Origin of the sequence: Micromonospora parathelypteridis (assembly GCF_014201145.1) — a bacterium.
Lineage (GTDB): Bacteria > Actinomycetota > Actinomycetes > Mycobacteriales > Micromonosporaceae > Micromonospora > Micromonospora parathelypteridis.
Map to the genome: position 1 here is coordinate 2657556 of NZ_JACHDP010000001.1, position 26531 is coordinate 2684086.

A 26531-nucleotide genomic window follows, 5' to 3' on the forward strand; every position below is an offset into this window, starting at 1 on the left:
GCGGCCCCCGGGCGTGACGGACCTCATCACCGCACACCCGTCGATGTCGGCCCGACGCCCGGTCGGAACGGGTTGCGCGGTCGGGGTGAGAATGTCGGGATGACCTCTGTCGCCATCGTCACCGGAGCATCGAGCGGGATCGGCGCGGCCACCGCCCGCCGACTCGCCGCCGAGGGCTTCCACGTGCTCGCCGCCGCCCGCCGCGCCGAGCGGCTCGCCGACCTGGTCGCCGAAATCACCGCCGCCGGCGGGCAGGCCACCGCGGTGACCTGCGACATCACGTCGGACGAATCGGTAGCCGGACTGGCCGAGGCCGCGGCCCAGGCACCCGGGCCGGTCACCCTGCTGGTCAACAATGCCGGCGGAGCGCGGGGGCTGGACCCGGTGGAGTCCGGCTCGGTCGCCGACTGGCAGTGGATGTACGACGTCAACGTGCTCGGCACACTGCGGGTCACCCAGGCGCTGCTGCCGGCGCTGGAGGCGTCCGGCTCCGGCACCATCGTGGTGGTCTCCTCCACCGCAGGCCTGACCGTCTACGAGGGCGGGGGCGGCTACACCGCGGCGAAGCACGCGCAGACCGCCATCGCCGGCACGCTCCGCCTCGAGCTGTGCGGCCGACCCCTGCGGGTGATCGAGATCGACCCGGGCATGGTGAAGACCGACGAGTTCGGGCTGGTCCGTTTCGAGGGTGACGCGGAGCGGGCGGCCGCCGTCTACGCCGGAGTGCCGGGGCCGTTGGTAGCCGAGGACGTGGCCGACTGCATCGCCTGGTGCGCCACCCGCCCCGAGCACGTCAACATCGACCGGCTGGTGGTCCGGCCGCGGGCGCAGGCCGCCCAGCACAAGGTGCACCGGGTCTAGCAGCGCGCCAGCCGGGTCTGCGAGCCCCGCAGACGCGCACGGAGACCGGCACCAGGGTCATCGACCGGGAGGGGCGGTATGAGCGGCGCGGCACGACACCGGCCGCTCGGCGTGGTCACGAGGGGCACGACCAACCCGAACCGGCTCCGTCGGGTGGACAACTGGATCGTCGCCACCTGCGCCGACCGGCTGCTGGCGGCGGCCGACCCCCTGGTGGTCGACCTCGGCTACGGCGCCACCCCGGTGACCGCGGTGGAGCTGCGCGCCCGGCTGGCGGCGGGAGTGCGTCCCGACGTACGGCTGGTCGGGCTGGAGATCGACCCGGCCCGGGTGGCCGCCGCGACGCCGGCCGCCGACCCGCCCGGCCTGACGTTCGCCCGAGGCGGGTTCGAGCTGGCCGGGCTCCGGCCGGTGCTGGTCCGCGCGTTCAACGTGCTGCGACAGTACGACGAGAGCGAGGTGCCCGACGCCTGGCGGACGATGACCGCCGCGCTCGCCCCTGGTGGGGTGCTCGTCGAGGGCACGTGCGACGAGTTGGGCCGGCTCGCCAGTTGGCTGCTGATCGACGCCGAGGGCCCCCGAACGCTGACCCTGGCCGCGAAGCTCACCACCCTGGGTAGTCCCGCCGAGCTGGCCGAGCGGCTGCCCAAGGCGCTGATCCATCGCAACGTCCCCGGCGAGCCGATCCACGATCTGATCCGCGCGCTCGACGACGCCTGGCAGGCCGCCGCGCCCTACGCCACCTTCGGCCCCCGCCAACGCTGGCTGAGCGCGGTGACCCGTCTCCGCGAAACCGGCTGGCCCATCCTGGGCAGCCCGAACCGCTGGCGCCAAGGAGAGCTGACCCTCCCCTGGCCCCCAGCCTGACCCCGCCCCTGACCCCGCCCCTGACCCCGCCCTGCCCCGCCCCGCCCCACCCCACCCCACCCCGCCCCGCGATCTTGCACTTCCTGTCGTTGATATCTGGCTCTACGCCCGATATGTCGCGTCAGAAACTGCAAGATCGCCGGAAGGTCGGGTGGGGCGGCCGGTCAGTTCCGCAGGGGCCAGCCGGCGGACGTCTACCGGCGACTCGGGCGTGATCGACTCCATGTCGCCGATGTGGGGGTATCTCGCCCGGCGGATACCGCCTTGTCGCCGAAACTGTGTGGATCACGCCCCGCCTCCCCACCGCGGGGGTCACGGGGCCGTCCGTCTGGGGTATTCGTCCGGCGGGCGAGGTCGACTGGGTGTGGGTTAGAGGGTGCAGTTGATGAGGACTGGTTCGGGGTGGAGGGTCACGCCGAAGCGGGCGTGCACCGTGTCGCGGATGTCGCGGGCCAGGGTCAGCAGGTCGGCGGTGCGGGCTCTGCCGGTGTGGTTGGTGAGGGCCAGGGTGTGCTTGCTGGAGATGGTCACCCCACCCGCACCGGCGTAGCCCTTGGTGAAGCCGGCCTTGTCGATCAGCCAGGCCGCGCTCACCTTGACCAGGCCGTCGGCCCCCGGCCAGGCGGGCGGATCACCCAGCTCGGCGGCACGCTCCAGGAGCAGCTCGTAGGTCGACTGGTCGAGCACCGGGTTGGTGAAGAAGGAGCCGACCGAGCGAGTGTCCGGGTCGGTGGTGTCGAGCACCATGCCCTTTCCCGCGCGCAGTCGCAGCACCGCGGCTCGGGCGTCGGCCAGGGGCACCTGGTCGCCCACCTCGACACCGAGCGCGCGGGCCAGTTCGGCGTAACGCACCGGGCCGGAGATCGGGGACCGGGCGAGCCGGAAGTCGACGGCGAGCACCACCCAACGGTCCCGGTACTTGAAGATGCTGCCCCGGTAGCCGAACCCGCAGTCGGCGGCGGGGATGACGTGGCGGGTGCCCTTGGCCCGGTCGTACACCTCGACGCCGGTGATCGTCTCGGCGACCTCCTGGCCGTACGCGCCGACGTTCTGGATCGGGGTGGCGCCGGTCGAGCCGGGGATGCCGGAGAGGCACTCCAGGCCGGCCCAGCCGTTGGCCACCGTGGCGGCGACCAGGTCGTCCCACGGCTCGCCGGCGTCGACCCGTACGGTGACCGACTCGGCGTCCTCGGCGAGGACGCGCAGGCCACGGGAGCGGACCAGGACGACGGTGCCGGGGAAGCCGGAGTCGCCGATCACCACATTGCTGCCGCCGGCCAGGATCAGGAGTGGCGCCTCCGCGGCCCGGACCGCTCGAACGATCTCGTCAGCACTGCCGGCGGTCACGATCCGCTCGGCCGACCCACCCATCCGCAGAGTGGTGTAGCTGGCCAGTGGACCAGGGGTGGCACGATCGGCTTCGGTTGTCGGCTGGGCGGAGGCGTCTGGCACGCCCTTCACCTTAGGCTGACTGATAGCCGTGGCACCCACTGGTCGCCCGGCACCCCCGGGAGGATGGCGATGAGCAGACTGCAGGGCAGCAAGGATTTCTGGATCGGGGCACTCCGAGCGGAGGGTCCGGCTTTCGCCGCGGCGGTGGCCGAGGCGCCGCCGGAGACACCGGTCCTGTCCTGTCCGGGCTGGACGGTCAACGATCTCACGCTGCATCTCGCTCGGATCTACCACTGGGTTTCGTCGTTCGCCGGCAACGGGCAGACCACCCGACCGGACCGCCAGGACCCGGCCGACGCGGGCGTGAGCCCGCTAGAGCTGTGGCACCAGGGGTACGACCGGCTGATGACCGTCTTCGACGGGCTCGACCCGGAGGCACCGGCGTGGAACTGGGCGCCGCAGCCGAAGAAGGCCGGTTTCTGGCCGCGTCGGATGGCGCACGAGACGGCGGTGCACCGCTGGGACGCCCAGCTTGCCATCGCGGCCGGCGAGCCGGTGGAGGCGAAGCTCGCGGCCGACGGGGTGAGTGAGGTGCTGGACACCTGGCTCCCCGCGGGCCGTCGGCGGACGCCGGGCGACTGGCACGGGGTGGTTCAGCTCACCGCGACCGACGCGGCTCAGGAGTGGTATCTGCGGCTGCGTGGCCAGGGGGTGGCGCTGCTCGATACCGCGACCATCTTCGACCACGACGACCACCACGCCCGGGCGCAGGTCAGCGGCACCGCGAGCGACCTGCTGTTGGCGCTCTGGGGTCGAGTGAGCTTCGAGACGCTGGACGTTGCCGGCGATCCCTCCCTGCTGGAAGGTCTGCGTACCCGCTGATCGGCTCCGCCTCGACGAGGGCGTCATCCTGCCGGGGTGGCGTCCTCGATGGCGTCCGGGTTCGATCCGGCAGACGCAAGAGAGCGCTCTCTTGACACAGCGTGGATTCACCCACCACCCTGACGGGAGAGCGCTCTCCGGGTGTCGACGCCCTCGGTGAGCGAGCAGCGCTGCTGACCTTCCAGGTCTTCAGCCGCGGATCTTCGGCGGATTCGTGAAAGGGCGGTCAGCGTGAGTGATATCCGTGTCCCCGAGCAGCTCCCCCCGGGGCCCGTCGCCCACCGGTTCGATGGCGCGGCTCGCGACGACGATTCAAGTCCGTCCAACTGGGACGCCCACGCCAACACTGATCACCGCGGCGATCTCCCGGGGCGTGGACCTGGGCACCTATCTCGTATGGTCAATCCTGGACAACGTCGAACAGGCGGAGGGTTACCGCAGGCGGTTCGGGCGACGAGCGGGGAGAAGGCGCGATGACGACGGCGCAGCGGCCGACGCTCGAAGCGGTGGCGGCGCGGGCCGGGGTGTCCCGGGCCACCGTGTCCCGTGTGGTCAACGGCTCCACCACCGTCGCCGAACCGATCCGCGAGGCAGTCACCCGGGCGGTCGCCGAATTGGGGTACGTCCCCAATCTCGCCGCCCGCAGCCTGGTCACCCAACGCACCGACTCGATCGCCCTGGTCATGCCGGAGGCGGCCACCCGGGTCTTCTCCGACGACCAGGTCTTCCCCGGCATCATTCGCGGCGTCAGCCAGGAGTTGGAAGCGGCCGACAAGCAACTGGTGCTGATGCTCGCCGGTTCACCCGCAGGCCACCATCGGGTCGAGCGGTACACCACCGGCCGGCACGTCGACGGGGTGCTCTTCGCCTCGCTGCACGGCGCCGACCCGCTGCCCGGCACGCTGGCCCGGCTCGGCATCCCGGTGGTGGTCAGCGGTCGACCGCTCGGCGACGCGCCCGTGCCGTACGTCGACGTCGACCACGTCGGCGGGGTGACCGCCGCCGTACGACACATGATCGACAACGGTCGCCGACGGATCGCCACCATCGCCGGGCCGCAGGACATGGTCGCCGGGATCGAACGGCTCAACGGTTACCGCGCCGCGGTCGCCGACGCGGGGCTGCCCGAGCTGGTCGCCGTCGGTGACTTCACCCGGGAGTCCGGGTCGGCGGCGATGCACCGGCTGCTCACCGAGCACCCCGACCTGGACGGTGTCTTCGCCGCCTCCGACCTGATGGCGCACGCCGCCCTGCGTACGCTGCGCGAGGCCGGCCGGCGGGTGCCGGAGGATGTCGCGGTGGTCGGCTTCGACGACATCGAGACCGCCGCCTACACCGAGCCGCCGCTGACCACCGTCCGGCAACCGATCGTGGAGCTGGGCCGGCGGATGACCCGGCAACTGCTCCGGCTGGCCGCCGGGGAGACCATCGAGCAGGCCGTCATGCTCCCCACCGAGCTGATCCGGCGCGCCTCCGCCTGAGTGCGCCGGGCGGGGCCGCGCTCGCCGCACGATCCGCGCAACCACCAGGACGTTGGCGCCTGCTGGGCGGTCGTGAGCGAGGGACGCCTGGTTAATGCGTCGCTCCGGCGGGCGATCATGGTTAGCCTCGCCGGCATGCCGGAACCTGTCGCGCTGTTGCACGTCCCCGCCCTCTCCGACGTCGCCGAGTACGCGTACGCGGCCACCGTCGATCCACCCGCCCGGCTGATTTTCACCGCCGGCGCCTGCCCGCTGGACGCCGAGGGACGCACCGTTGCGCCGGGTGACCACGCCGCGCAGGCCCGGCAGGTGATGACGAACCTGGAGACGGCCCTCGAGGCGTCCGGCGCCCGGCTCACCGACGTGGTCAAGACCACCGTCTACGTGGCGTCCTCCCGGCAGGCAGACCTGGTGACGGCCTGGGAGGTGGTCCGCGACTTCTTCGGCGACCACGACCCGCCCAGCACCCTGCTCGGGGTGGCCGTGCTCGGCTACACCGACCAACTCGTCGAGGTCGAGGCCGTCGCCGCCGTTCGGACGGGGGCCTGACATGCGGATTCGTGTGGCGCAGCCGGATGATGCCCCGGCCGTGGTGGCCCTGCGGGCGATGGTCTTCCCATACCTGGTGCGCGGGGTCGAGTCGACCCGGAAGATGATCGCCGAACCTCCGCCGGGGGAGGAGTGGACCGCCCTTGTGGCCGAGGTCGATAACCAGGTCGTCGGCTGGGTGTCCGCCGAGCGCATCGGCACGACATCGCTGGCGAACGTCGGCGGCATCAATCTACTGCACGTGCACCCGGAGCACCGGCGTCGCGGCGTTGGCAGCGGGCTGCTGACGGCCGCGACCAACTACCTCCGCCCGTTGGGAGTCCGCCGGGTGCGTGCCATGGCACAACCGGAGGCGCTGCCGTTTGCCCGCCGGCACGGCTACGAGCCCAGCCGCGAGGTGCGCTACTCGGCGCTCGATCTGGACCCGGCACCCGCGCTACCCGAGCCGCCGCCTGGCATACGGCTGTGCCCGATCGCCGACCTGGACCCGCACCTGCTGTACGCGGCGGACGTGGCCGCGGCCGCCGACGAACCGGGCGACGTGCCGGTCGACACGAAGGACTACGAAAGCTGGCAGTACGACGTCTGGGACAACCTCGGCCTGGACAAGACGGCCAGCGTCGCCGCCGAGGTCGGCGGGGAGGTGGTCGCCTTCAGTCTGGTCAAGAGGGACGGCGACCGGATGTGGTCGGACTACACCGGCACCGTCCCGTCGTACCGGGGTCGTGGGCTGGCCCGGTTGGCCAAGATGGCGGCGCTGCACCGGGCAGCCGCCAACGGCGTACGGATCGCGTACACCTCGAACGACGAGGAGAACGCGCCGATGCTCGCGATCAACGCCCGGCTGGGCTACCGGCCGGTGGCCGCCCAGTGGTCCTGCCTGGCCGAGCTGACCTGATCAGTCGAAGGCCGAGGCCGGCGGAGAAGCTCGTCAGGCAGCGTCGAAGACCTGGCGGGCTGTCGCGTGGGTGTCGGCGCCGAAGAGCACCAGGCGCGCCTCCGTGACGGCGACGGGCGTGGCCGGGCGCAGCACCGACAACGCCTGACGGACCGCGTCGTCGAGCGGCCAGCCGTAGATGCCGGCGGAGATCAGCGGGAACGCCACGGTGGTCGCGCCCAACTCGTCGGCCACCGCGAGGCTGTTGGCGTAGCAGTCGCGCAGCAGCGCGGCACGGTCCTCGGCGGCCGACCAGACCGGTCCGACAGTGTGGATCACCCAGCGGGCCGGCAGTTCACCGGCCGTGGTCGCCACCGCCTGCCCGGTGGGCAGGCCCTTGCCGTAGTGGGACGCCCGCAGCGCCCGACACTCCGCCAGGATGGCCGGGCCGCCGCGCCGGTGGATGGCGCCGTCGACCCCGCCGCCACCGAGCAGGGACGAGTTCGCGGCGTTCACGATGGCGTCCACCTGCTGGGTGGTGATGTCCCCCTCGACCAGGGTGATCTCCATGTCAGCTCTCCTCGATCGGCTGGCCGAGCGAGCGGCGGGCCAGCAGGGTGGCGCCGGCGACGGCGGCCGGCATGATCAGCACCGCGCCGAGCGGGATGAGGAAGCAGAGGAAGACGGCCACCCCGAAGCCGAGGGCGGCGGGTCGGTCGGCCCTCAGGATCGTCCGGCGCTGCGGCAGCCGCATTCCGCGTCGGTAGAACGGTGCCCCGACCAGTTCCACGGCGAGGAACCAGCCACCCACCGCCGCCCCGATCACCGGGACGACCGTCTGGCCGACCACCGGGATGAAGCCGGCGAGGAACAGCGGGATGCCGACCAGCGCCGTGAGGGCCACCAGCCGTACCGAGTCGGCGAGGCTGCGGCGCAACGACGACCAGAAGGGCACGTCGATCGCGTTCGGCGTGCCGCCGTACCGCTGCTCGACCTGCTCGGAGATCTTCTCGTAGAACGGGTCGCCGATGACCAGGGTCACCGCGGTGAAGGTGAGCACTCCGAGCAGGCCGCCGAGCCCCAGGAAGGCCAGCCCGGCGATCACCCGGACCAGGCTGCGGGCGGTGGTCGACCAGTCGTCGGCGAAGGGGGTGACGAGCGCGGCGAGGTCGTCCACGAAGTACACCAGGGTGGCGAGCGCGGCCACGAAGAGCGCTCCCGAGATAAGCGCCGGCACCACACCGAGCAGCATCAACCCCGGGCTGCGGACGTAGAGGCCGAGCCCCCGCAGGAGGAGACCCGCTCCGGCGAAGAAGCGTCCGACGACCCCGGTCACCGGGCTGGCGATTCTGCTGACGTCCACGATCGAGCAGCCTAACGAGCGGTGATCGAATCCGCCGGGCGGAGCGCTAGCAGTGACTCTCGCCGTACACATCAACCGGTTGGTGGACGGGGGCGATCCACCGGCGACGGCGGTGATCGTCGCCGAGCGGTCGATTCGCCGCCGGGTCACCCCGACGACCCTTGAAGGGGTACGAAGCCAGCGGCGGAAGGCGGCACGATGGCAGTCATCGAGGTGACCCATCTGAAGAAGCGGTACGGCGATCTGATGGCGGTGAACGACGTGTCGTTCACCGTGGAGGCCGGAGAGATCTTCGGCGTCCTCGGCCCGAATGGCGCCGGTAAGACCACCACCGTCGAGTGTGTCGCCGGCCTACGCGTCCCAGACGGGGGCGGGGTGTCGGTCCTCGGGCTCGACCCGCGCCGGGACGCGACCCAGCTTCGGCAGCAGGTCGGGGTGCAACTCCAGGAGAGCCAACTGCCAGACCGGCTCCGGGTGGCCGAGGCACTGGAGTTGTACGCCTCGTTCTACCGCAACCCGGCCGACCCCGCGGCGTTGATCGACAAGCTGGGCCTCGGCGAGAAGCGGAACACCGCGTACAAGAAGCTCTCCGGAGGTCAGAAGCAGCGGCTCTCCATCGCGTTGGCTCTGGTCGGCAATCCGAAGATCGCCATCCTCGACGAGCTGACCACCGGGCTGGACCCGCAGGCTCGCCGGGACACCTGGGGCCTCATCGAACAGGTCCGCGACAGCGGGGTGACGATCGTGCTGGTCACCCACTTCATGGAGGAGGCCGAGCGGCTCTGCGACCGGGTCGCGGTGATCGATCGGGGCCAGGTCGTCGCCCTGGACAGCCCGGCGGGCCTGGTGTCGACGGTGGCTCCGGAGCAGCGGATCCGGTTCCGGCCGTCGGCCCCGATCGACGACCGGCTCCTCACCGACCTGCCGGAGGTCACCGGCGTGCAGCGCACCGGCAGCCAGGTGGTGGTGACCGGCACCGGTGAAATGCTGCACGCGGTCACCTCGGTGCTCGCCCGCCACCAGATCGTCGCCGCCGACCTGCGGTTGGAGCAGTCCACCCTCGACGACGCCTTCGTCGAGCTGACCGGGCACCGCCTTGCAGACTGAGAGGGAGTCACCATGCACGCCTTCCGCCAGATCCTGAGGATCGAGGCGCGGCTCTACCTGCGGGACCTGCCGACGCTGTTCACCATCGTCGGGCTGCCCACCCTGATCCTGGTGGTGCTCGGGCTGATCCCCTCGCTCCGCAGGCCGGATCCGAACTTCGACGGGCAGACCTTCGTCAGCTACTTCGCCCCGTCGTTGCTGGTGGTGACGCTCGCCATGGTCGGGGTGAACATCCTGCCCTCCGTGCTGGCCACGTACCGGGAACGCGGGGTGCTGCGCCGGCTGGCGACCACGCCGGCGAACCCGGCCGCCCTGCTCGCCGCCCAGTTGGTGCTGGCCCTGACCGGGATCCTGGTCAGCGCGCTGCTGCTCGTCGTGGTCGCCCGGTTGGCGTTCGGGGTGCCACTGCCCCGGCACCCGCTCGGCTTCACCCTGGCCTTCGTCCTCGGCACGGCTGCGCTGCTGGCGCTCGGCCTGCTGGTCGCCGCCGTGGCCCGGACGGCGAAGGCGGGCCAGGCCCTGGCCGTGCCGCTGTTCCTGGTCGTCATGTTCTTCGGCGGGGTCTACCTGCCGCGGTTCCTGCTTCCGGACGTGGTGGCGCGGATCGGCGACTACACGCCGCCCGGGGTGCAGGCGCTCCTCGACGCCTGGACCGGGACGTCGCCGCAGCCGCTGCACCTGGCGATAATGGCGGTGATCGCCGTGGCGGCCGGCGCTGGCGCGGCGAAACTGTTCCGCTGGGAGTGAGCGGGGATCCGATGACCAGCAGCTGTGGGCACGACCGCCTGACCAACTGGCGAAAGCGCGAGGCGAACGTCTATCGCGTGTTTCCCTTCGGCGGGCTGGCTCTGGGCACCCTGCTGGCCCTCGTCGCACCGGCACCCGCCGGCCTCGGGGCGGTGCCCACCCTCGCCATCGCCGTGGCTGCCGGATGCTGGGTCGCCTGGTTCGTCACTCTGCACCCCGACTGGCAGAGCCGGCTCACGCTGATGGCCGTCTACTACGCCGGGCTGCTCACGTTCGCCGCCGCGCTGGTGGCCGCCAGTCCGTGGTACGGCTTCTTCGCCTGGATCGGTTATATCCACGCCTTTCCGGTGCTGCCCGGACGCTGGCGGATCGCCGGGATGGTCGTCACGGCCGCCCTCGTCGCCACTTCTCAGGGCGGTGGCCTGACAGTTCTGACGTCGCACTGGCTGCTCTGGCTGGTGCTGGTGTTCTTCAACCTGCTGGTCGCCGGCTCGGTGAGCTGGTTCGCGATGGTCGCCGACCAGGAGGACGCCAAACGCCAGCGGTTGGTGACGGAACTCGGCGAGACCAACCGTCAACTCACCGAGACGGCGCGGGAGAACGCGGGCCTGCACGCCCAACTGCTCGCTCAGGCCCGGGAGGCCGGTGTGCTGGACGAGCGTCAGCGGATGGCACGGGAGATCCACGACACGCTGGCGCAGGGGCTGACCGGCATCATCACCCAACTGGAGGCGGCCGAGCAGACCCGTGACCGGTCCGCCGACTGGTGCCGGCACGTCGACAACGCCCTCGCGTTGGCCCGGGAGAGCCTCACCGAGGCCCGCCGCTCGGTGCGGGCGGTCCGCCCGGAACCCCTGGAGACGGCCCGACTGCCGGACGCCCTCGTCGAGCTGGGCGGGCGCTGGTCGGCCCTGAACGGGGTACGGGCCGAGGTCGCCACCACCGGTACGCCCCGTCCGCTGCACCCGGAGATCGAGGTGACCCTGCTGCGGGCGGCCCAGGAGGCGCTCGCCAACGTGGCCCGGCACGCGGACGCGTCGCGGGTCGGGCTGACCCTGTCCTACATGGCGGACAGGGTCACGCTGGACGTCCGCGACGACGGGACGGGCTTCGACGTCACCGGCCAGCCGGTGTCCCGCGAGCCCGGCGGCGGGTACGGGCTGACCGCCATGCGGCAGCGGGTGACCCAGGTCGGTGGCGAGGTGGCCGTCGAGTCCGAACTGGGCAGCGGGACCGCCATCTCGGCGTCCGTCCCGGCGCTACCCGGAGGTGCCGGATGACCAACCAGGTGCGCCTGCTGATCGTCGACGACCATCCGGTGGTGCGCGACGGGCTGCGGGGGATGTTCACCGGCGACCCGGGGTTCGAGGTGGTGGGCGAGGCGGCGGACGGCGCGGAGGCGTTGGCCCTGGTCGCGACGCTGCGGCCGGACGTGGTGCTGATGGACCTGCGGATGCCCGGGATGGACGGGGTGACCGCCATCGGCCGACTGGCCCGCTCCGGCAGCACGGCCCGGGTGCTGGTGCTCACCACGTACGACACGGACGCCGATGTGCTGCCGGCGATCGAGGCGGGCGCTACCGGGTACCTGCTCAAGGACGCGCCTCGCGAGGACCTGGTCCGAGCGGTCCGGGCCGCAGCCCGGGGTGAGTCGGTGCTCGCGCCGAGCGTCGCCGGTCGGCTGATGGGCCGGCTGCGCGCTCCCGTGGAGGAGCCGCTCAGCCAACGCGAACTGGAGGTCCTCACCCTGGTGGCCCGCGGCGCCTCCAACCGGGAGGCAGCGAGTCAACTGTTCATCAGCGAGGCCACCGTCAAGACGCACCTGCTGCACGTCTACGCCAAGCTCGGCGTCAACGACCGGGCCGCCGCGGTGGCCACCGCGTACGACAGAGGACTGCTGACCCCCGGCGGGCGGTGAGCGGGGCCGGGCAGGATGGGCGGGTGCGCGCGTCCCGACTGATCTCGCTGTTGTTGCTGCTCCAGGCGCGCGGTTCGATGACCGCGAGCGAGCTGGCGCGTGAGCTGGAGATCTCCGAGCGGACCGTCTACCGCGACGTGTTGGCGCTCTCCGCCGCCGGGGTGCCGGTCTACGCCGACCGGGGCCGGGCCGGCGGCTACCGCCTGCTCGGCGGCTACCGGACCCGGTTGACCGGGCTGAACCGGGACGAGGCCGAGGCGCTCTTCCTCGCCGGGCTACCCGGACCGGCCGGCGACATGGGGCTCGCCGACGCGGTCGCCGCCGCCGAGCTGAAGGTGCTCGCCGCGCTGCCGCCGGCCCTACGCGACGCCCCGGCCCGCGCCGGGCAGCGGTTCCACCTGGACGTCCCGGGCTGGTTCCGGGAGACCGCGCCGCCGCCGTGGCTCACCGAGCTGGCGCGGGCGATCTGGCGGGACCGGGTGGTGGAGTTGCGCTACCGACGCGGCGACCGGGAGGTGACCCGCCGGGTCCAGCCGTACGGGCTGGTCCTCAAGAACGCGGTCTGGTATCTGGTCGGCCGGGTCGGTGACGACACCCGCACCTACCGGGTGGACCGGGTGACCGGGGTCGAGGAGGGCGAGGAGAGCTTCGTCCGGGACGGAGACTTCGACCTGGCCGGGCACTGGCGCGAGCAGGCCGGGTCGTTCCTGCGAACCATGCTGCGGGCCGAGGTGACCGTCCGGCTCAGCGCGGCCGGCCTGCGCCAGCTCCGGCACCTGGTCGACGCCCCCTTCGTGTACGACGAGGTGGTCGCCGCGGCCGGCGCACCCGACGGACTGGGCTGGGTGGTGGCCCGGTTGCCCGTCGAGTCCGTCGAGGTGGCGTACCGCCAACTGCTGGGGCTCGGCCCCGAGGTGGAGGTGCTCGACCCACCCGAGCTGCGACGGTTGTTCGCCGAGGCGGCCGACCGCCTCGGCGCGCTCTACCGGTAGCCGGTGACGTCCGCCGGTTTGCCGGCGTCGACCACCTCGACGATGTAGCGGAAGCCCTCCGGCTGGCTGCCGTCGAGATCGGTGAATCCGTACACCTTGGACAGCGTGCCCGCATCGACGGACTCGCCGTTCCAGCGGGCCTTCTCCTCGTCGGCGGCGAGTGCGGCCACCGCGCGGCCGACGAACGCCGGAGTCTCCGAGATGAGGAAGTTCGGGTCGGTGGCAGCGCCGTCGCGCCAGTTCTCCTCAGTCACGCCGAAGTGCTCCAGCATCGCCTCCGAGCGGATCCACCCCGGGGTGAGCGCCACGGCCGTGCAGCCGTGCTGCTTGAGCTCGTGCGCCTGGCTGAAGGCGAGCCGGTTGACCGAAACCTTGGCCAGGTCGTAGAAGATCGAGAGCCGGTAGTTCTCGTCGTTGTACGCCTTGGTGCCGTCGCCCATCTCCACCACCAGACCACCGGGCTTGCGGATCAGCAGCGGCAGCGCGAAGTGGCTGGTGATGAGGTGCGTGTCGACGGCCAGCCGCAGGGTGCGGAACCCGGCGTCCAGTGGCTGCTCCCAGACCGGCTTGTCCCAGGTGACCAGCGGGTCGCCACCCCAGATGTCGTTGACCAGCACATCGAGTCGGCCCTGCTCGGCGTCGATCCGGGCGACCAGGTCGCGGACCTGCTCGGGCACCAGGTGATCGACCCGGACGGCGATACCGGTGCCACCGGCAGCGGTGACCAGCTCGGCGGTCTCCTCGATGGTCTCCGGCCGGTTCATCTCGGAGCGGCCGGCGCTGCTGCTGCGGCCGGTGGCGTACACGGTGGCGCCGGCGGCACCGAGCTGGATCGCGATCTGCCGACCGGCACCCCGGGTGGCACCGGCGACGAGCGCGATCTTTCCTGTCAGCGGTTGCGTCATGCCTGCGACGTTGTCAGGAATACCTGACAACCGACGTCCGAATTTGTCACCCGACGTGGAAAAAACGCGCTCAATCCACCAGCCGGACGCGGACCCGCCGGTTGGCCCGGCCCTTGCTCTCCACCTTGACCACCTGCACCTTGCCGATCTGCGCGGTGGACGCGACGTGGGTGCCGCCGTCGGCCTGCACGTCCAGCCCGACGATGTCGACGATCCGGACCTCCTGCTCGTCCGCCGGGATCAGGTTGGACTGGGTGCGGATGATGTCGGGCAGGGCCAGTGCCTCGGTACGCGGCAGCACCCGCGTGGCGACCGAACGGTCGGCTGCCACCTCGGCGTTGACCAGCTCCTCGATCCGGCTCTTGAAGTCCGGTGGCACCTCGGGGAGGTTGAAGTCCATCCGGGCCTCCCCCGGCTCCATCGAGTTGCCGGTCACGAGCGCGCCGAAGTCGCGGAACACCACACCGCAGAGCACGTGTAGCCCCGAGTGCGTACGCATCAGCCGGGTGCGGCGCTCGTCCTCCAGCGCGCCGACGACCTCGGTGCCGACCGGCGGCAACGGGTCACCCTCGGCGGGGATCAGGTACGGGTCGTCGCCCTTGCGGGTGCCGACGATCCGGGTCTGCACGCCCTGCCACAGCAGCACGCCGTGGTCCGGTGGTTGACCGCCGCCGCCCGGGTAGAACGCCGAGCGGTCCAGCACGATGCCCTGCTCCGGGTCGGCGTGCAGGACCGTACAGGTCCACTCGCGCAGGGTCGGGTCGGCGAGGTCGAGCCGGTGCGTACGGCCATGCTGTGTGACGCCCATGACAGGGCACGTTACTCGTTGAGGAAGCCGGAGATGCGGTCCCGCAGATCGGCGCGTTCCGTCCAGAGGACGCCGGGCCGGTCGTACACGTGCAGGGTGGCCTGGGGCAGCGCGGCGGCGAGTCGCTCGGCGACCTCGACCGGGTGCAGGTCGTCGCCCGCGCAGGCGATCACCAGCGCCGGCGCGGTGACCGCCGCCAGATCACTGATATCCCGCAGCGACGTCTGCTCCGGCAAGGTGGTCAGCCCTTCGGCGAGACCGTCGCGGAGCAGCTGGTCGAGCCGCTGCCGCAGGTACGCCCAGCCGGCCGGGGTGTTGCGCACCGCCGCGGGCATCTCCAGCGAGACGACATCCGCGACCGCAGAGGCGTCCCCGCTCTCCACCGCCTCCAGCAGATCCGTGATCCGTTCGCGGGCGACCGGCCCGCGCGGCTCGTCGAGCACCGCCGGCAGGAAGAAGACCAACTTCTCGAAACGCTCCGGGCTCTCCGCCAGGAGTCGGCAGAGGGCACCCGCACCGAGGCTCGCGCCGAACGCCCGGCTGGCCCCGCCGAGGTCCGCGATCGCGCGCAGATCCCGGGCCAGGTCCAGGTAGTTCCACGGCCCGTCCGGAGCCTCGGAACGGCCGTGCCCGCGGAACTGGAAGAAGACCTTGCGTCCGGTCACTCCGCTGCCGAACGGGCGGGTGGTGGCGATGCCGTTGCCCAGCCCGTGCGCGAAGACGGTGACCGGATCACCGGTGCCGGTGACCAACCGCTCCAGCCGTACGCCGTGCGGGGTGGTGACCAACTCGGTCTCCGGCTCCGGCAGGGCCGGTCGACCGGTGCGTGGCCCACCCGGGCCGGGCCCCCAGGTGCGGGGCCCGCTGTCCGGCGGAGGTGGCCAGCGGAAACCTCTCACCAGAACCCTTTGCCGTCGCTCAGGTCGCGCAGACCGACCCGAACGTCGAGGAGGTAGATCAGACCGGCGGCGATGCCGATCAGTCCGAAGAGGCTGATCGGACCGAAGCCGAGCAGCGTCAGCACGAGACAGACGGCGAGGATGGCGATCCAGCCGCCCTTCGGAAGAGTGCCAATGGCGGGGAAAGCGTCGGAGCGCTGGGTGATCGCGTGCACCAGGGCGACGCCCTGGACGATCAGCGCGAAGACGAGCAGGATCAGCTCGATCACGTAGCGGACTTCGAACGCGAAGATCGGCGCGGCGTTGGCCATGCCGGCAAGCTTATGTCGAGGACCCCGGCTACGTCCGACAAGGACGCCGCCGGGGTCGTCGACATGACGAACTACTCGGCCGCCGGGCGGGTCCGCTTGGTGGCCCGGGGGAGCTTCGCCGACGGGGTCGCGGCCGGCTTCGGAGCCTTCGGCGCGCGGGCGGCCTTCTTGACGGCGGCCGGCTTGGCCTCGGCGATCTCGGCCACGTCGGCCGGGGTCGGCACGTCGACCGGGGTCGCAGCCACCGGGGCGGTGGTGGCGGCCGGGGTGGTGGCCGGCGGCACGGCCTGGGTCGCCTCGATGTCGGCGTTGACCGTCTCGGCGGCCTCCAGCACACCGGCGCCGACGACCCGCTCACCACGGGCGACCAGAGCGCCGTACGCGGCGTACGCCCGCTCCTGCGCGGCCTGGGCGCTCGCGAACACCAGGGCGGCGTTGCGGGTCGCGGCAGCGCGCAGCTTGTCAAGGTCCGCGACCTCGCGCAGCTTGGCCAGGTCGGCAGCCTCGCGCAGCTTGGTCAGGTCGGCCGACTCGCGGAGCTTGGTCAGGTCCAGCTCGGCCTGCGCCCGGCCGCGCAGAGTGCCTGCGGTCTCATTGGCGGTACGCAGCGTCTCGGTGGCCTTCTGACGCAGCTCGAAGCCGGTCAACACGGCCCGACCGCCCAGGTCGGCGACGACCCGGGTGCCGAGGACGCCGACCACGGCCGGCAGCCTGCGCAGGTGCTCGATGGCCAGTTCACCGGCGCCGGCGGCGGCGTAGATCGGGGCGGGGATCCGGTTGGTCTTCGGCTCGCTCATGACGTCTCCTCTTCGGCCGCCTCGGCGGCCTTCTTCTCGGGGGTGTTGGTGCTGGTGCTGCTGGGGGCGGGAGCGGTGCCCGCCTCGGTGACGGCAACCGACTCGAGCACGGCCTCGGTCGGGGTGCCGCCTGCGGTGGTGGGGCCGGTGGCGGCCAGGTTGGCCACGTCGGCGGGCTGGTCGGCGACGTCGGTCGGGGTGGTCGGGGTGGCCGCCCCGGCCGTGCCGGTGCCCTCGGCGTCGGCCTGGGCCTCGGCGAGCCGGGTGTTCTCCCGGCGGAACGTCTCGTAGATCTGGCTGAGCGACTGCTTCTGGGCCATCGTCAGGTCGGCGTCCACGGCGATCGCGGCGAGCACCCCGTGGCCTTCCTTGTCGTCGAGCAACCCGGCGCGCAGGTACATCGCCGGGGTGGAGACCCGCAGCGCGCTCGCCAGTTGCTGGAGCACCTCGGCGCTGGGCTTGCGCAGGCCGCGTTCGATCTGACTGAGGTACGGGTTGCTGACCCCCGCCTGCTCGGCGAGCTGCCTCAGCGAGATCTTGGCGTTGCGCCGCAGATCGCGGATGAACCCGCCGACATCGGGAAGGTCCTTCGGTGTGGCCATGACGCGACGCTAACCCGGCCCGCTAGCTCTTGCAAGCAAAATGCTAGCCATAGTTAGCAACGTCTCAACGCCGTGTTTGCGCGCCGCTCCTGCGATCCGTACCGTCCGGCCGTGCACAAGATCACAGTCAATGGAGCAAGCATCGCGTACGACGACGCCGGTACCGGTTCGCCCGTCGTACTGCTGCACGCCGGCATCACCGACCGGCGGATGTGGCACGGACAGCTGGCCGCGCTCGCCACCCGACACCGGGTGATCGTTCCGGACCTTCGCGGGTACGGAGACTCGGAGCTGCCGCCGACCCCGTTCACGCACCACGACGACGTGGTCGGGCTGCTGGACGCGCTCGACCTGCCCCGGGCCGCCCTGGTCGGCTGTTCCTTCGGCGGGTCGGTCGCCATCGACACCGCGCTTGCCCACCCCGACCGGGTGAGTGCGCTCGCGCTGTTCGACACGGCGGTCTCCGGCAACGAGTGGTCCGAGGAGGCGAACGACCTCTGGGACAACCTGGTCGGCGAGGTCGACCCCGACGACTTCGTCGCCGGTGCGGCCGGTGAGGTGCGGTTCTGGGTGGTCGGCCCGGGCCGCCAGCCGGAGGACGTGGACCCCGAGCTGATCGCGTTCGCGCAGGAGATGGACCAGCGCGCGCTCGCCGCCGAGCTGGCGCTCGGCGCGGTCGAGGTGGGCGAGCTGACGCCGCCGGCAATCGGTCGCCTCAGCGAGCTGAAGGTGCCGGTCCTGGTCACCGCCGGGGCCGCGGACGTGCCGGACATCATTCGGCTCGCCGACCGGATCGCCGCCGAGGTCCCCGGCGCGGTACGACTGCCCGACGTGCCGGACGCCGGACACCTGCTGCCGCTGGAGCGTCCGGAGCCGGTCAACGCCGCCCTGCTCGACTTCCTGGGCTGACCGCGCGGCGCCGCGCCGCCTCCGGGGCAGCCCCCGCCGCGAAAGGCCGGTGCTTCCGAAGCAGCCGGCACCCCCGAAGAGGCCGGCACCGCGTTGAGGCCGGCACCACGACGAGCGGTATACCTCACAGCCATATTTATGACTGTGAGGTATACCGCTCGACAAGGAGTTGGCCTCCGCGTCGGGAGGCCGGACCCACCGCCCGGTGGGCCGGTGGTGTCACCAGAGCGGGCGGACCGCCCCGACCGGTACGCCGCCGCCGAAGAGCGGCACCTCCGCGTACTCGGTCAGCACCGGGGCGTCCACGCCGAGCCGGCGCAGAGCCGAGACCAGCACCGGCATCCGGGCGCGGTCGGCGCCGTCGTCGATCTTCAAGGCGACGGCGCCGACGCCCGGCAGCGCCACCGCGATCACGCCCTCGGCACCGACCTTGGCCAGCAGACCCGGCACACCACGCATGAGCCGGGTGTCGTCCGCCTGGGTGCCACCGACGATCTCCGGGTGCGCGCGCATGGCGTCGGCCACGGAGCGCGGCACCGAGCCGGGCTCGGCGTCGACCAACCGGAGGTACGCCCCGGCCAGGCCGGTCAGCGACACGGCGAGCACCGGGGCGCCACAGCCGTCCACGCCCACCGCCGCCGCCTGCTCGCCGGTGAACTCCTCGATCGCCGCTCGCAACCGCTGCTGCAGCGGGTGCTCCGGCCGCCAGTAGCCCTCCAGCGGCCAACCGGCGGCCTCGCAGGTCAGCAGCATTCCGCTGTGCTTGCCGGAGCAGTTCATCTGCACCCTGGTGGGGCCGCCACCGGCACGCAGCACCGCCTCCCGGGCCGCAAGGCCCACCGGCAGGTCGGGCGGGCAGTGCAGCGCCTCTGCGTCCAAGCCGGCACGCTGCAACAACGCACCGACCCGGGCCAGGTGGAAGTCCTCACCCGAGTGGCTCGCCGACACCAACGCCAGGTCGGCCGGGTCAGTCAACGCCAGGCCGGCACGGAGCATCCCGATCGCCTGCATCGGCTTGCTGGCCGAACGGGGAAAGACCGGCGAGGTCACGTCCCCGGCGGAGGCCACCGGCAGACCGGCGGCGTCCAGCACCACCACCGAGCCGCGGTGCGCGCCCTCCACGAACCCGGAACGGACCACCTCGGCGAGCGGCGCGCCGCCCTCGTACGTCTTCGTCACGCGCTGGACGGTACCGACGGTCCGGGGGTGCCCGACGGCGGGGTGACCAGGTGGTCCACCGCCCGGGTGACAGGGGCGTGGGACACACCCGGCCTTACAACCCGAGCAACTCGCGGGCCTCGGTGGTGGTCAGCGGCGGGCGCTGCGCGAGCTGCGCGAAACCGACCGCACGGGCGACCAGTTGCATGTTGGACTCCACCGGGCGACCCTTCGCGTACGTCACGGTGTCTTCCATGCCGACCCGCAGGTGCCCACCCGTCGACAGCGCGGCCAGCAGCACCGCGATGGTGCTGCGGCCCACACCGGTGGCCGAGAAGGTCGTGCCCTCGGGCAGGTCCCGCAGCATCCGGTGGGCCGCGACAAGCGTCTCGGTGTTGCCCGGCATTCCGCCCGGCACACCCATCACGAAGTCGACGTGCACGTGCCCGCCTGCCGGAAGCCCGTACCTGCCGAGCAACCGCTGCAACGCGGACAGGTGGCCGAGGTCGAAGATCTCGTACTCCGGCACGATCCCGCGTTCCTGCATCCGGGTGTGCAGGTCGACGATGAACTCCCAGCGGTTGAGGAAGACGTCGTCGCCGAAGTTGACAGTGCCCATGGTGCAGGAGGCCATGTCCGGCCGGGCGTCGAGCACGGCGAGCCGGGCGGCCTCCGGATCGGTCACCGCGCCACCGGAGGAGAGCTGCACGATCAGGTCGGTGCTCTCCCGAAGCGCCGCCACCGTGTCGGCGAGGCGCACCGGGTCGAGGGTCGGCCGCGCCTCGTCGTCGCGGATGTGGACGTGGATCACGGCTGCGCCGAGCGCCTCGCACTCCTTGGCGGTGAGCAGTAGCTCGTCGAGGGTCACCGGCAGCGCCGGCACCTCCGCCTTGGCCGACTCCGCGCCGGTCGGGGCCACCGTGATCAACGTCCCTGTCGTCATGCCGGCGATCCTAGACGGCCCGTTCAGGACGGGTCGATCGCCGCCGCGGTCTCCCCGATCATCAGCGCGGCGTCGTCCGGAACGTTGCGCTTCACCACCGCGAGGGCGACCTGACCCAGCTCGTGGTGCAGCACGGCGGTGCCGACAAAGCCAACCGCCCGGCCGTCGAGGGTCACCGGCGTACCGGCCGTCGGCGGCTGATCGGTGGTCACGCCGTCCAGGTGCAGCAGCACCAGGCGACGCGGCGGCCGGCCCATGTTGTGCACCCGGGCCACCGTCTCCTGCCCCCGGTAGCAACCCTTGTCGAGATGCACCGCCGGGGCGATCAGGTCGACCTCGGCCGGGATGGTCCGGTGGTCGGTGTCCACCCCGACCCGGGGCTGCCGAGCGGCCACCCGGATCGCCTCGTACGCCCAGAGCCCCGCGACCGGCACGCCGGCGCCGCGCAGCTCCGCCACCACCTGCTCCATCGCCGATCGCGGCACCAACAGGTCCACCCCGAGCATGCCGCGCCGGGCCCAGCCGCCGATCGGCAGCGGTCGCACGTCGTACCGAACGCTCGCCCGGAGTGGGACGGCACCGTGCGGGAACTTCGGACCCGGCACCGCGACCAGGTCCGGTGCGGCGAGCCCGGTCACGCCGAGTGTGCCCAGCGCGTCCGTCGCCGCCGGCCCGACCAGCGACAGCAGCGCCCGCTCGGCGGTCGCGTCGCGCGGGTCGACCTTGCTGAAGAACCGCATCCTCTCCAGGTAGCTCAGGAGACCCTCGGTCGCCCCCGGCTCGGTGTCCAGCCAGGCGGTCTCGCCGTCCTCCGCGACCAGGGCGTGCTGCTCGACGTGGCCGTGCGGGGACAGCACCAGCAGTTCGGTGCCCTCGTTGGCGGCCAGCGTGGTCAGGTGCTGCGACGTGATCGTGTGCAGCCAACTGGCCCGCTCTTCCCCGGACACCGCGATGACCCCTCGGTGTGACCTGTCGACCAGGCCGACCTCGGTGTCGAGGATGCGCTGCTCGCGCAGCGGGTCGCCGTAGTGCGCGGCCACCCCCCGCACCCCGGCCGTGACGTGCGCCGGATCCGGCTGGTCGCGGCTCGCCTCGTCGATGCTCTCGACGGCTACCGCACCCGCGATGTCGATCATTTCTCGTCCCCGTTCTCGCAGCGTACGCAGACGCCGAAGAGTGACACATGCCCGATATCCACCCGGAACCCCCGCTGCGCGACCAACTCGTCGGCGAGCGGGCGGAGCAGCTCCGGATCGATCTCGTCGATCGCTCCGCATTCCCGGCAGACCAGATGGACGTGCTGGTGCTCACCCGCCGCGTGGTAGGTCGGTGAGCCGTGCGACAGGTGCGTGTGGGTGACCAGGCCGAGCCGTTCCAGCAGCTCCAGCGTGCGATAGATGGTGGTGATGTTGACGCCGGCGGCGACCTCCCGGACGGCGGTGTGCACCTGCTCCGGGCTGGCGTGCCCCAGATCGAGCACCGCCTGAAGGACGAGCTGCCGCTGGGCCGTCAGCCGCAGCCCACGGGCCCGCAGCATTTCCGCGAGGGAGGATTCGGACACCGTCCGATCATAGTTCGGCCGCCATGCCGGTCCGCGCACCGCGATCGACCGCCGCTACGCTCGACGGTCATGGTGATGCCGCCCATCGGGAAGGTCGCGGCCGACCCGACCGCGCGGATCGTCGTTCTCGGGCGCGGCCCGGTGCCTGCCGGAGACCCCGTGCTCCGTGGTGACGACCTCGGCGTGCTCCGCGGCGACGGCCTCTTCGAGACCATGCACCTGCGTCAGGGCCGGCCGTGGCTGCTCGACGAACACCTGGCCCGCCTGGTCGCGGCGGCCAGTGCCGTCGAGCTGGCCCTGCCTCCCACCGCCGCGCTGATCGACCTGCTCGACGAGGTACGTGAAGGCTGGCCAGCGCAGGTGGAAGGGGCGCTTCGGCTGGTCTGCACGCGGGGCCCGGAAGCCGGCGGCCCGCCGACGGTCTACGCCACCCTGGCCGAGGTGCCGGCGTCCTCCCGGGCCGCCCGACGGAACGGGATCAGTGTGGCCACGTTGCCGCTGGGGGTGCCCGCCGACGCCCGGAACGGGCTGAGCTGGCTGCCGGCCGGGATCAAATCCACGTCGTACGCGGTCAACAGCGCGGCTCGCCGCTGGGCCGACCGAGCCAGCGTGGACGACGTGCTCTGGATCTCCTCCGACGGCTACGCCCTGGAGGGCCCCTGGGCCAACGTGGTGTGGCTCACCCACGGCACGCTCTGCACGGTGCCGGCCGCCACCACCGGAATCCTTGCCGGCACGACCGTGGCGTGGCTGCTCGCCCACGCCGCCGAGCTGGGCCTCGGCGCCGCCGAGCGGATGGTCACCAAGGCCGACCTGCACGCGGCGGACGGCGTGTGGTTCACCTCGTCGGTACGCGGGGCCGCCGAGGTCCACACGCTGGACGGGGTGCGCCGGGCCCGCTGCCCCCGCACCCCCGCCCTGCAGGCCCTGCTGGGTTTCCCCGTCTAGTCAGCCGCCGACCCGGACCAGCCGAGCGGAGAGGTGCGGGCTCAGCCCGTGCCCCATGGCGGCCATCTCCTGGGCATAGAGCAGCGCGCCCTCGACGATGCCGAAGAGCCGGTGCCCGCCGGTGACCTCCTTGGCGGTCGGAGTCCGGATCACCGCGTCGGTGGCGAACTCGACCTGGGTGCCGGTGCGCTTGCCCAGGTGCAACTCCATCACCCCCGACGGGGTGGTGAGCAGCGCCTCCAGCTCATCGGTTGCCCGGCCGTCCACCAGCACCGGCCGCCACCAGCCGACCTCACGACCGGCCGGACGGACCGGCTTGCTCTGCTCGTCAAGGATCCAGGCACGGGACTCGTAGTGCAGGAACGGTCGGCCGTCGTGGCTGATCCGGATCTCCTGCGCGTAGTCGAAATCCTCGATGGTGGGGAAACCGCCCTTGCCCCGGCCACGCCACAGGCCGATGTAGGGCAGCAGCGCATCCAGCGCCGGGTGCAGCTTCGGTCCGACCCGCAGGTCGTGACTCTCCTCGAACGGGTACTCCTCGACCGGCGGCGCGTTCAGCCACGGCGGCTGCAGCGGATTCTCACTCACCCTGCCACCTTCGTCCGCGGCTGCGGGGCTCGCAAGCCCAGCTCACTCCTCGCGCTCACCAACGTCCTCTCGAAATGCGTACGGCCAGGTAGACGAGGCCACCGGCGAGCCCGCCCAGGCCAGCGACCAGCAGGCTGACAAACCCGATCTCGGTAACCATCCCGACCATCCTATGCTGGGCCACATGGCCCGCACTCTCGTCGTCAAGGTCACCGCGGGGGCGGACGCCCCGGAGCGGTGTGCGCAGGCATTCACGGTCGCCGCGACGGCGGTCGCGGCCGGAGTGGACGTGTCGCTCTGGCTGACCGGTGAGTCCACCTGGTTCGCGCTACCCGGTCGCGCCCAGCAGTTCGAGCTGCCGCACTCCGCACCGCTGGCCGAGTTGTTGCACGTCATCCTGACCAGCGGCCAGGTGACCGCCTGCACCCAGTGCGCGGCCCGACGGGAGATCGGCCCGGACGACGTACTGCCCGGTGTTCGGATCGCGGGTGCCGCGGTCTTCGTCGAGGAGGCGATGGCCGAGGGCGCGCAGGCGCTGGTCTACTGATCACCCGGCGCGGTCGGTCGATTCGAGCGGAGTGCCGATACCGACCCGACATCTCGGACAGCTGCCTACGATTCGGGTGTGACCGAGGCGACGGAGAGATTCTTCGAATCACTGCCGTCGCGCGCCCCTGACCTCCTGGGTGGTCTGACCGACGGAACCCTCCAGATCGACCTCGGCAGCGACCACCGGACCGAGCACTGGCTGGTTCGGATGCGACCCGGGTCGGTGCAGGTCAGCCGCGAGCGTGGACCGGCCGACGCCATCTGGTACAGCAGCTCGGGCCTCTTCGACCGACTGATCACCGGCGAGGCCCAGGGTGTCGCGGCGGTACTGCGCAACGAGAGCACGTTCAGCGGGAACGTGGTGCTCTTCCTCGCCTTCCGCCGGTTCTTCCCGAACCCGCCCGGCACCCGCGACCCCCGGGAAACGGCCCGCAGAGCAGCCGGACGACCGGTGTGAAGGAACTCGTCAGCATTCTGGACGGCAACACCTTCCTGGTCAGCGACCGGCGGGGGGACATCGAGCCGTCCTACGAGATCCCCACCGGGTTGTTCTCCTTCGACACCCGATTCCTGTCCAGGTGGGTGCTCACCCTGGACGGAGAGCGGCTGCACGCCCTCTCCGTCGACGACACCGAGTCGTACCGCACCAAGTTCTTCCTCGCGCCCGGTGAACCCACGCACTATCTGGACGCGAAGGCATCGGTGATCCGCAGCCGGGCGATCGTGGGCAGCTTCGAGGAGGAGCTGACCGTGCTGAACCACACCGGTGCGGAGGTCGAGTTCACCGTCCGGGTCGAGATCGGGGCCGACTTCGCCGACCTCTTCGAGATCAAGCACCCCCGGGAGAAGCGCGGTCGGACGACGGTCTCGGTCTCTGCGGACGAGCTGCGGCTGACCTACCGCCGGGAGGCGTTCCACCGGGAGACGCTGGTCAAGACGACCACGCCGGCGCAGGTCGACGCCACCGGGATGACCTTCCGGATCCGGATCGCCCGCAACAGCAAGTGGACCACCCGGCTACACGTGTCCAGCGTCGTCTACGGGGCGCGTGGTGAGGACATCCGGGCCACCCTGCCGTACGGGGGCAGCCGCAGCGCGGACGCGATCCGGGCCGAGCAGCAGGAACTGATCGACCGGGCGCCGAAGCTCGGTTGCGACTGCCAGCCGCTGGCCGGGGCGTACCGGCGCAGCCTCGACGACCTGGCCGCTCTGCGCTACGAGTCGATCGCCCTGGGCGTGCGGCTGATCGCCGCGGGGCTGCCCTGGTTCATGACGCTGTTCGGCCGGGACAGCATCATCACCTCGTTGCAGGTGCTGCCGTTCCTACCGGAGTTGGTCCCGCCGACCATCCTGATGCTGGCCGGACTGCAGGGGCACCGGGTGGACGACTTCCGGGACGAGGAGCCCGGCAAGATCCTGCACGAGCTGCGGTACGGGGAGACCGCCGGCTTCGAGGAACAGCCGCACTCGCCGTACTACGGGTCGGCCGACTCCACGCCACTGTTCATCATCCTGATCGACGAGTACGAGCGCTGGACCGGCGACGCCGCGCTGGTCCGCCGGCTGGAGCCGCAGGTCCGCGCGGCACTGGAATGGATCGACACCTACGGTGACCTGCTCGGCACCGGCTACCTCTGGTACCAGACCCGCAACCCGGAGACCGGTCTGCAGAACCAGTGCTGGAAGGACTCCTGGGACGGCATCTCGTACGCCGACGGCCAACTGCCCAGCTTCCCCCGGGCGACCTGCGAACTGCAGGGCTACGCGTACGACGCGAAGATCCGGGCGGCCCGACTGGCCCGGACCTTCTGGAACGACCCGGAGTACGCCGACAAGCTGGAGCGGGAGGCCGCCGATCTCAAGCATCGGTTCGACCGCGACTTCTGGATCGACGACCGCGGGTACTACGCGCTGGCACTGGACGCCGACGGCCGGCAGGTGGACGCTCTGACCTCGAACATCGGGCACCTGCTGTGGAGCGGCATTGTGGACGAGTCCCGCGCCGCCAAGGTGGTCGAACACCTGCTCGGGCCACGCCTGTTCTCCGGATGGGGAGTGCGGACGCTCGCCGAGGACGAGGGGCGGTACAACCCAATCGGCTACCACGTCGGCACCGTGTGGCCCTTCGACAACTCGATCATCACCTGGGGCTTGTGGCGGTACGGCTTTCGGGACGAGGCCGGGGTGATCTGCGACGCGATGCTGGCGGCGTCCGAGTTCTTCGGCGGGCGGCTGCCGGAGGCGTTCGCCGGTTACGCCCACGACCTCACCGAATACCCGGTGGAGTACCCGACCGCGTGCAGCCCGCAGGCCTGGTCGACCGGTACGCCGCTGCTGCTGTTGCGGGTGATCCTGGGGTTGGAGCCGCAGGGCGAGCACCTGATCATCGACCCGGCCGTGCCGCCGGGCATGGGCCGGGTCGAGCTGCTGGACATCCCCGGCCGGTGGGGCATGGTCGACGCGTTGGGTCGCAGCCGTGGCCCGGAGGATCAGCCGCGCGACGGCTGACCCGAGGAC

Annotated in this window: 31 protein-coding genes and 1 pseudogene; 17 read left to right on the forward strand and 15 right to left on the reverse strand. The window is 71.7% G+C overall.

Annotated elements, in window-relative coordinates:
* The first annotated feature begins 99 nt into the window (after nt 1-99).
* Both HNR20_RS11760 and HNR20_RS11765 read left to right on the forward strand, forming a co-directional pair.
* Nucleotides 100-861: an SDR family oxidoreductase gene (locus HNR20_RS11760; protein WP_184179006.1), complete on the forward strand. Its 762-nt coding sequence runs from the start codon at nt 100-102 to the stop codon at nt 859-861.
* Between the two features lie 78 nt (nt 862-939).
* Nucleotides 940-1728, forward strand: a complete 789-nt coding sequence (locus tag HNR20_RS11765) for a class I SAM-dependent methyltransferase (RefSeq protein ID WP_184179008.1) — start codon at nt 940-942, stop codon at nt 1726-1728.
* Between the two features lie 369 nt (nt 1729-2097).
* On the opposite strand, the gene HNR20_RS11770 is transcribed toward HNR20_RS11765, so the two are convergent.
* Nucleotides 2098-3180: a UDP-N-acetylmuramate dehydrogenase gene (locus HNR20_RS11770; RefSeq protein ID WP_184179010.1), complete on the reverse strand. Its 1083-nt coding sequence runs from the start codon at nt 3178-3180 to the stop codon at nt 2098-2100.
* Nucleotides 3181-3249: 69 nt separating this feature from the next.
* On the opposite strand from HNR20_RS11770, the gene HNR20_RS11775 reads away from it, so the two are divergent.
* The 5 genes and pseudogenes from HNR20_RS11775 (at nt 3250) to HNR20_RS11795 (ending at nt 6930) form a co-directional block, all read left to right on the forward strand.
* The gene (locus HNR20_RS11775; RefSeq protein WP_184179012.1) at nt 3250-4002 is read left to right on the forward strand and encodes a maleylpyruvate isomerase family mycothiol-dependent enzyme; all 753 of its coding nucleotides are present in this window, start codon (nt 3250-3252) and stop codon (nt 4000-4002) included.
* Nucleotides 4003-4360: 358 nt separating this feature from the next.
* A pseudogene (locus HNR20_RS11780) lies at nt 4361-4453 on the forward strand (family 1 glycosylhydrolase); the annotation flags it as partial.
* Nucleotides 4454-4475: 22 nt separating this feature from the next.
* Entirely contained in the window at nt 4476-5483 is a 1008-nt protein-coding gene (locus HNR20_RS11785) for a LacI family DNA-binding transcriptional regulator (RefSeq protein WP_184179014.1), read from the forward strand.
* 135 nt (nt 5484-5618) lie between these two features.
* Nucleotides 5619-6032, forward strand: a complete 414-nt coding sequence (locus HNR20_RS11790) for a RidA family protein (RefSeq protein ID WP_184179016.1) — start codon at nt 5619-5621, stop codon at nt 6030-6032.
* Nucleotide 6033: 1 nt separating this feature from the next.
* A complete protein-coding gene (locus tag HNR20_RS11795) occupies nt 6034-6930 on the forward strand; it encodes a GNAT family N-acetyltransferase (protein WP_184179018.1) in 897 nt (298 codons plus the stop codon).
* Between the two features lie 33 nt (nt 6931-6963).
* Here HNR20_RS11795 and HNR20_RS11800 read toward each other — a convergent pair whose 3' ends face one another.
* Together HNR20_RS11800 and HNR20_RS11805 are read right to left on the reverse strand one after the other, a co-directional pair.
* Nucleotides 6964-7479, reverse strand: a complete 516-nt coding sequence (locus HNR20_RS11800) for an O-acetyl-ADP-ribose deacetylase (protein WP_184179020.1) — start codon at nt 7477-7479, stop codon at nt 6964-6966.
* Nucleotide 7480: 1 nt separating this feature from the next.
* Entirely contained in the window at nt 7481-8272 is a 792-nt protein-coding gene (locus tag HNR20_RS11805) for an EI24 domain-containing protein (protein ID WP_184179022.1), read from the reverse strand.
* A 198-nt stretch (nt 8273-8470) separates the two neighbouring features.
* On the opposite strand from HNR20_RS11805, the gene HNR20_RS11810 reads away from it, so the two are divergent.
* Genes HNR20_RS11810 through HNR20_RS11830 form a run of 5 tightly spaced genes read left to right on the forward strand, consistent with a single transcriptional unit; the run spans nt 8471 to nt 13036 of the window.
* Nucleotides 8471-9379 (forward strand): ABC transporter ATP-binding protein, encoded by a 909-nt coding sequence (locus HNR20_RS11810; protein ID WP_184179024.1) that lies wholly within the window; start codon nt 8471-8473, stop codon nt 9377-9379.
* A 12-nt stretch (nt 9380-9391) separates the two neighbouring features.
* Nucleotides 9392-10126, forward strand: coding sequence for an ABC transporter permease (locus tag HNR20_RS11815; protein ID WP_184179026.1), 735 nt, complete (start codon nt 9392-9394; stop codon nt 10124-10126).
* An 11-nt stretch (nt 10127-10137) separates the two neighbouring features.
* On the forward strand, nt 10138-11406 hold the full coding sequence (locus tag HNR20_RS11820) for a sensor histidine kinase (RefSeq protein ID WP_184179028.1): 1269 nt from the start codon (nt 10138-10140) through the stop codon (nt 11404-11406).
* A complete protein-coding gene (locus HNR20_RS11825) occupies nt 11403-12044 on the forward strand; it encodes a response regulator (protein ID WP_184179030.1) in 642 nt (213 codons plus the stop codon). The genes HNR20_RS11820 and HNR20_RS11825 overlap by 4 nt, the downstream gene beginning before the upstream one ends.
* Nucleotides 12045-12067: 23 nt before the next feature.
* Entirely contained in the window at nt 12068-13036 is a 969-nt protein-coding gene (locus tag HNR20_RS11830; RefSeq protein ID WP_184179032.1) for a helix-turn-helix transcriptional regulator, read from the forward strand.
* Here HNR20_RS11830 and HNR20_RS11835 read toward each other — a convergent pair.
* The 6 genes from HNR20_RS11835 to HNR20_RS11860 form a co-directional block, all read right to left on the reverse strand.
* Nucleotides 13027-13941, reverse strand: coding sequence for an SDR family oxidoreductase (locus HNR20_RS11835; protein ID WP_184179034.1), 915 nt, complete (start codon nt 13939-13941; stop codon nt 13027-13029). The two genes, HNR20_RS11830 and HNR20_RS11835, sit on opposite strands and share 10 nt — an antisense overlap.
* A 70-nt stretch (nt 13942-14011) precedes the next feature.
* On the reverse strand, nt 14012-14749 hold the full coding sequence (locus HNR20_RS11840; protein ID WP_184179036.1) for an alanyl-tRNA editing protein: 738 nt from the start codon (nt 14747-14749) through the stop codon (nt 14012-14014).
* 11 nt (nt 14750-14760) lie between these two features.
* Nucleotides 14761-15648, reverse strand: coding sequence for an alpha/beta fold hydrolase (locus tag HNR20_RS11845; protein ID WP_184179038.1), 888 nt, complete (start codon nt 15646-15648; stop codon nt 14761-14763).
* Nucleotides 15645-15959: a DUF2516 family protein gene (locus tag HNR20_RS11850; protein WP_088950380.1), complete on the reverse strand. Its 315-nt coding sequence runs from the start codon at nt 15957-15959 to the stop codon at nt 15645-15647. The genes HNR20_RS11845 and HNR20_RS11850 overlap by 4 nt, the downstream gene beginning before the upstream one ends.
* 71 nt (nt 15960-16030) lie before the next feature.
* The gene (locus HNR20_RS11855) at nt 16031-16756 is read right to left on the reverse strand and encodes a hypothetical protein (RefSeq protein WP_184179040.1); all 726 of its coding nucleotides are present in this window, start codon (nt 16754-16756) and stop codon (nt 16031-16033) included.
* The gene (locus tag HNR20_RS11860; protein ID WP_184179042.1) at nt 16753-17358 is read right to left on the reverse strand and encodes a helix-turn-helix domain-containing protein; all 606 of its coding nucleotides are present in this window, start codon (nt 17356-17358) and stop codon (nt 16753-16755) included. The genes HNR20_RS11855 and HNR20_RS11860 overlap by 4 nt, the downstream gene beginning before the upstream one ends.
* 111 nt (nt 17359-17469) lie before the next feature.
* On the opposite strand from HNR20_RS11860, the gene HNR20_RS11865 reads away from it, so the two are divergent.
* Nucleotides 17470-18267 carry an alpha/beta fold hydrolase gene (locus HNR20_RS11865; RefSeq protein WP_184179044.1) on the forward strand — a complete coding sequence of 266 codons (798 nt, stop codon included), beginning with the start codon at nt 17470-17472 and terminating at the stop codon, nt 18265-18267.
* A 219-nt stretch (nt 18268-18486) separates the two neighbouring features.
* On the opposite strand, the gene HNR20_RS11870 is transcribed toward HNR20_RS11865, so the two are convergent.
* From HNR20_RS11870 to HNR20_RS11885, 4 genes are all read right to left on the reverse strand, one after another.
* Nucleotides 18487-19446 carry an asparaginase gene (locus HNR20_RS11870; protein ID WP_184179046.1) on the reverse strand — a complete coding sequence of 320 codons (960 nt, stop codon included), beginning with the start codon at nt 19444-19446 and terminating at the stop codon, nt 18487-18489.
* A 94-nt stretch (nt 19447-19540) separates the two neighbouring features.
* The gene (locus HNR20_RS11875; protein ID WP_184179048.1) at nt 19541-20368 is read right to left on the reverse strand and encodes a beta-keto acid cleavage family enzyme; all 828 of its coding nucleotides are present in this window, start codon (nt 20366-20368) and stop codon (nt 19541-19543) included.
* Nucleotides 20369-20391: 23 nt separating this feature from the next.
* Nucleotides 20392-21504: a CAF17-like 4Fe-4S cluster assembly/insertion protein YgfZ gene (ygfZ, locus tag HNR20_RS11880; protein ID WP_184179050.1), complete on the reverse strand. Its 1113-nt coding sequence runs from the start codon at nt 21502-21504 to the stop codon at nt 20392-20394.
* Nucleotides 21501-21905, reverse strand: a complete 405-nt coding sequence (locus HNR20_RS11885) for a Fur family transcriptional regulator (protein WP_184188339.1) — start codon at nt 21903-21905, stop codon at nt 21501-21503. Before HNR20_RS11885 ends, ygfZ begins: the two co-directional genes overlap by 4 nt.
* 93 nt (nt 21906-21998) lie before the next feature.
* On the opposite strand from HNR20_RS11885, the gene HNR20_RS11890 reads away from it, so the two are divergent.
* Nucleotides 21999-22877 carry an aminotransferase class IV gene (locus tag HNR20_RS11890; protein WP_229687092.1) on the forward strand — a complete coding sequence of 293 codons (879 nt, stop codon included), beginning with the start codon at nt 21999-22001 and terminating at the stop codon, nt 22875-22877.
* Here the strand turns inward: HNR20_RS11890 and HNR20_RS11895 are convergent, their stop codons facing one another.
* Both HNR20_RS11895 and mtfM read right to left on the reverse strand, forming a co-directional pair.
* Complete coding sequence (locus HNR20_RS11895; RefSeq protein WP_184179052.1) at nt 22878-23465, reverse strand: heme-binding beta-barrel domain-containing protein; 588 nt, start codon at nt 23463-23465, stop codon at nt 22878-22880.
* A gap of 55 nt (nt 23466-23520) precedes the next feature.
* Entirely contained in the window at nt 23521-23625 is a 105-nt protein-coding gene (gene mtfM, locus HNR20_RS32680; protein ID WP_030327764.1) for a small membrane protein MtfM, read from the reverse strand.
* A 12-nt stretch (nt 23626-23637) separates the two neighbouring features.
* On the opposite strand from mtfM, the gene HNR20_RS11900 reads away from it, so the two are divergent.
* From HNR20_RS11900 to HNR20_RS11910, 3 genes are all read left to right on the forward strand, one after another.
* Nucleotides 23638-24012, forward strand: a complete 375-nt coding sequence (locus HNR20_RS11900) for a DsrE family protein (protein ID WP_184179054.1) — start codon at nt 23638-23640, stop codon at nt 24010-24012.
* Nucleotides 24013-24090: 78 nt separating this feature from the next.
* Complete coding sequence (locus HNR20_RS11905; RefSeq protein ID WP_184179056.1) at nt 24091-24471, forward strand: SCP2 sterol-binding domain-containing protein; 381 nt, start codon at nt 24091-24093, stop codon at nt 24469-24471.
* Nucleotides 24468-26522 carry an amylo-alpha-1,6-glucosidase gene (locus tag HNR20_RS11910; protein WP_184179058.1) on the forward strand — a complete coding sequence of 685 codons (2055 nt, stop codon included), beginning with the start codon at nt 24468-24470 and terminating at the stop codon, nt 26520-26522. The genes HNR20_RS11905 and HNR20_RS11910 overlap by 4 nt, the downstream gene beginning before the upstream one ends.
* Nucleotides 26523-26531 lie beyond the last annotated feature (9 nt).

Coding starts and splice junctions, on each gene's coding strand:
- HNR20_RS11760 (WP_184179006.1), top strand. CDS start 100: ATGACCTCTGTCGCCATCGTCACCGGAGCATCGAGCGGGATCGGCGCG.
- HNR20_RS11820 (WP_184179028.1), top strand. CDS start 10,138: ATGACCAGCAGCTGTGGGCACGACCGCCTGACCAACTGGCGAAAGCGC.
- HNR20_RS11790 (WP_184179016.1), top strand. CDS start 5,619: ATGCCGGAACCTGTCGCGCTGTTGCACGTCCCCGCCCTCTCCGACGTC.
- HNR20_RS11765 (WP_184179008.1), top strand. CDS start 940: ATGAGCGGCGCGGCACGACACCGGCCGCTCGGCGTGGTCACGAGGGGC.
- HNR20_RS11885 (WP_184188339.1), bottom strand. CDS start 21,905: ATGCTGCGGGCCCGTGGGCTGCGGCTGACGGCCCAGCGGCAGCTCGTC.
- HNR20_RS11825 (WP_184179030.1), top strand. CDS start 11,403: ATGACCAACCAGGTGCGCCTGCTGATCGTCGACGACCATCCGGTGGTG.
- HNR20_RS11890 (WP_229687092.1), top strand. CDS start 21,999: ATGGTGATGCCGCCCATCGGGAAGGTCGCGGCCGACCCGACCGCGCGG.
- mtfM (WP_030327764.1), bottom strand. CDS start 23,625: ATGGTTACCGAGATCGGGTTTGTCAGCCTGCTGGTCGCTGGCCTGGGC.
- HNR20_RS11875 (WP_184179048.1), bottom strand. CDS start 20,368: ATGACGACAGGGACGTTGATCACGGTGGCCCCGACCGGCGCGGAGTCG.
- HNR20_RS11860 (WP_184179042.1), bottom strand. CDS start 17,358: ATGGCCACACCGAAGGACCTTCCCGATGTCGGCGGGTTCATCCGCGAT.
- HNR20_RS11900 (WP_184179054.1), top strand. CDS start 23,638: ATGCTGGGCCACATGGCCCGCACTCTCGTCGTCAAGGTCACCGCGGGG.
- HNR20_RS11795 (WP_184179018.1), top strand. CDS start 6,034: ATGCGGATTCGTGTGGCGCAGCCGGATGATGCCCCGGCCGTGGTGGCC.
- HNR20_RS11855 (WP_184179040.1), bottom strand. CDS start 16,756: ATGAGCGAGCCGAAGACCAACCGGATCCCCGCCCCGATCTACGCCGCC.
- HNR20_RS11815 (WP_184179026.1), top strand. CDS start 9,392: ATGCACGCCTTCCGCCAGATCCTGAGGATCGAGGCGCGGCTCTACCTG.
- HNR20_RS11785 (WP_184179014.1), top strand. CDS start 4,476: ATGACGACGGCGCAGCGGCCGACGCTCGAAGCGGTGGCGGCGCGGGCC.
- HNR20_RS11850 (WP_088950380.1), bottom strand. CDS start 15,959: ATGGCCAACGCCGCGCCGATCTTCGCGTTCGAAGTCCGCTACGTGATC.
- HNR20_RS11800 (WP_184179020.1), bottom strand. CDS start 7,479: ATGGAGATCACCCTGGTCGAGGGGGACATCACCACCCAGCAGGTGGAC.
- ygfZ (WP_184179050.1), bottom strand. CDS start 21,504: ATGATCGACATCGCGGGTGCGGTAGCCGTCGAGAGCATCGACGAGGCG.
- HNR20_RS11840 (WP_184179036.1), bottom strand. CDS start 14,749: ATGGGCGTCACACAGCATGGCCGTACGCACCGGCTCGACCTCGCCGAC.
- HNR20_RS11810 (WP_184179024.1), top strand. CDS start 8,471: ATGGCAGTCATCGAGGTGACCCATCTGAAGAAGCGGTACGGCGATCTG.
- HNR20_RS11835 (WP_184179034.1), bottom strand. CDS start 13,941: ATGACGCAACCGCTGACAGGAAAGATCGCGCTCGTCGCCGGTGCCACC.
- HNR20_RS11775 (WP_184179012.1), top strand. CDS start 3,250: ATGAGCAGACTGCAGGGCAGCAAGGATTTCTGGATCGGGGCACTCCGA.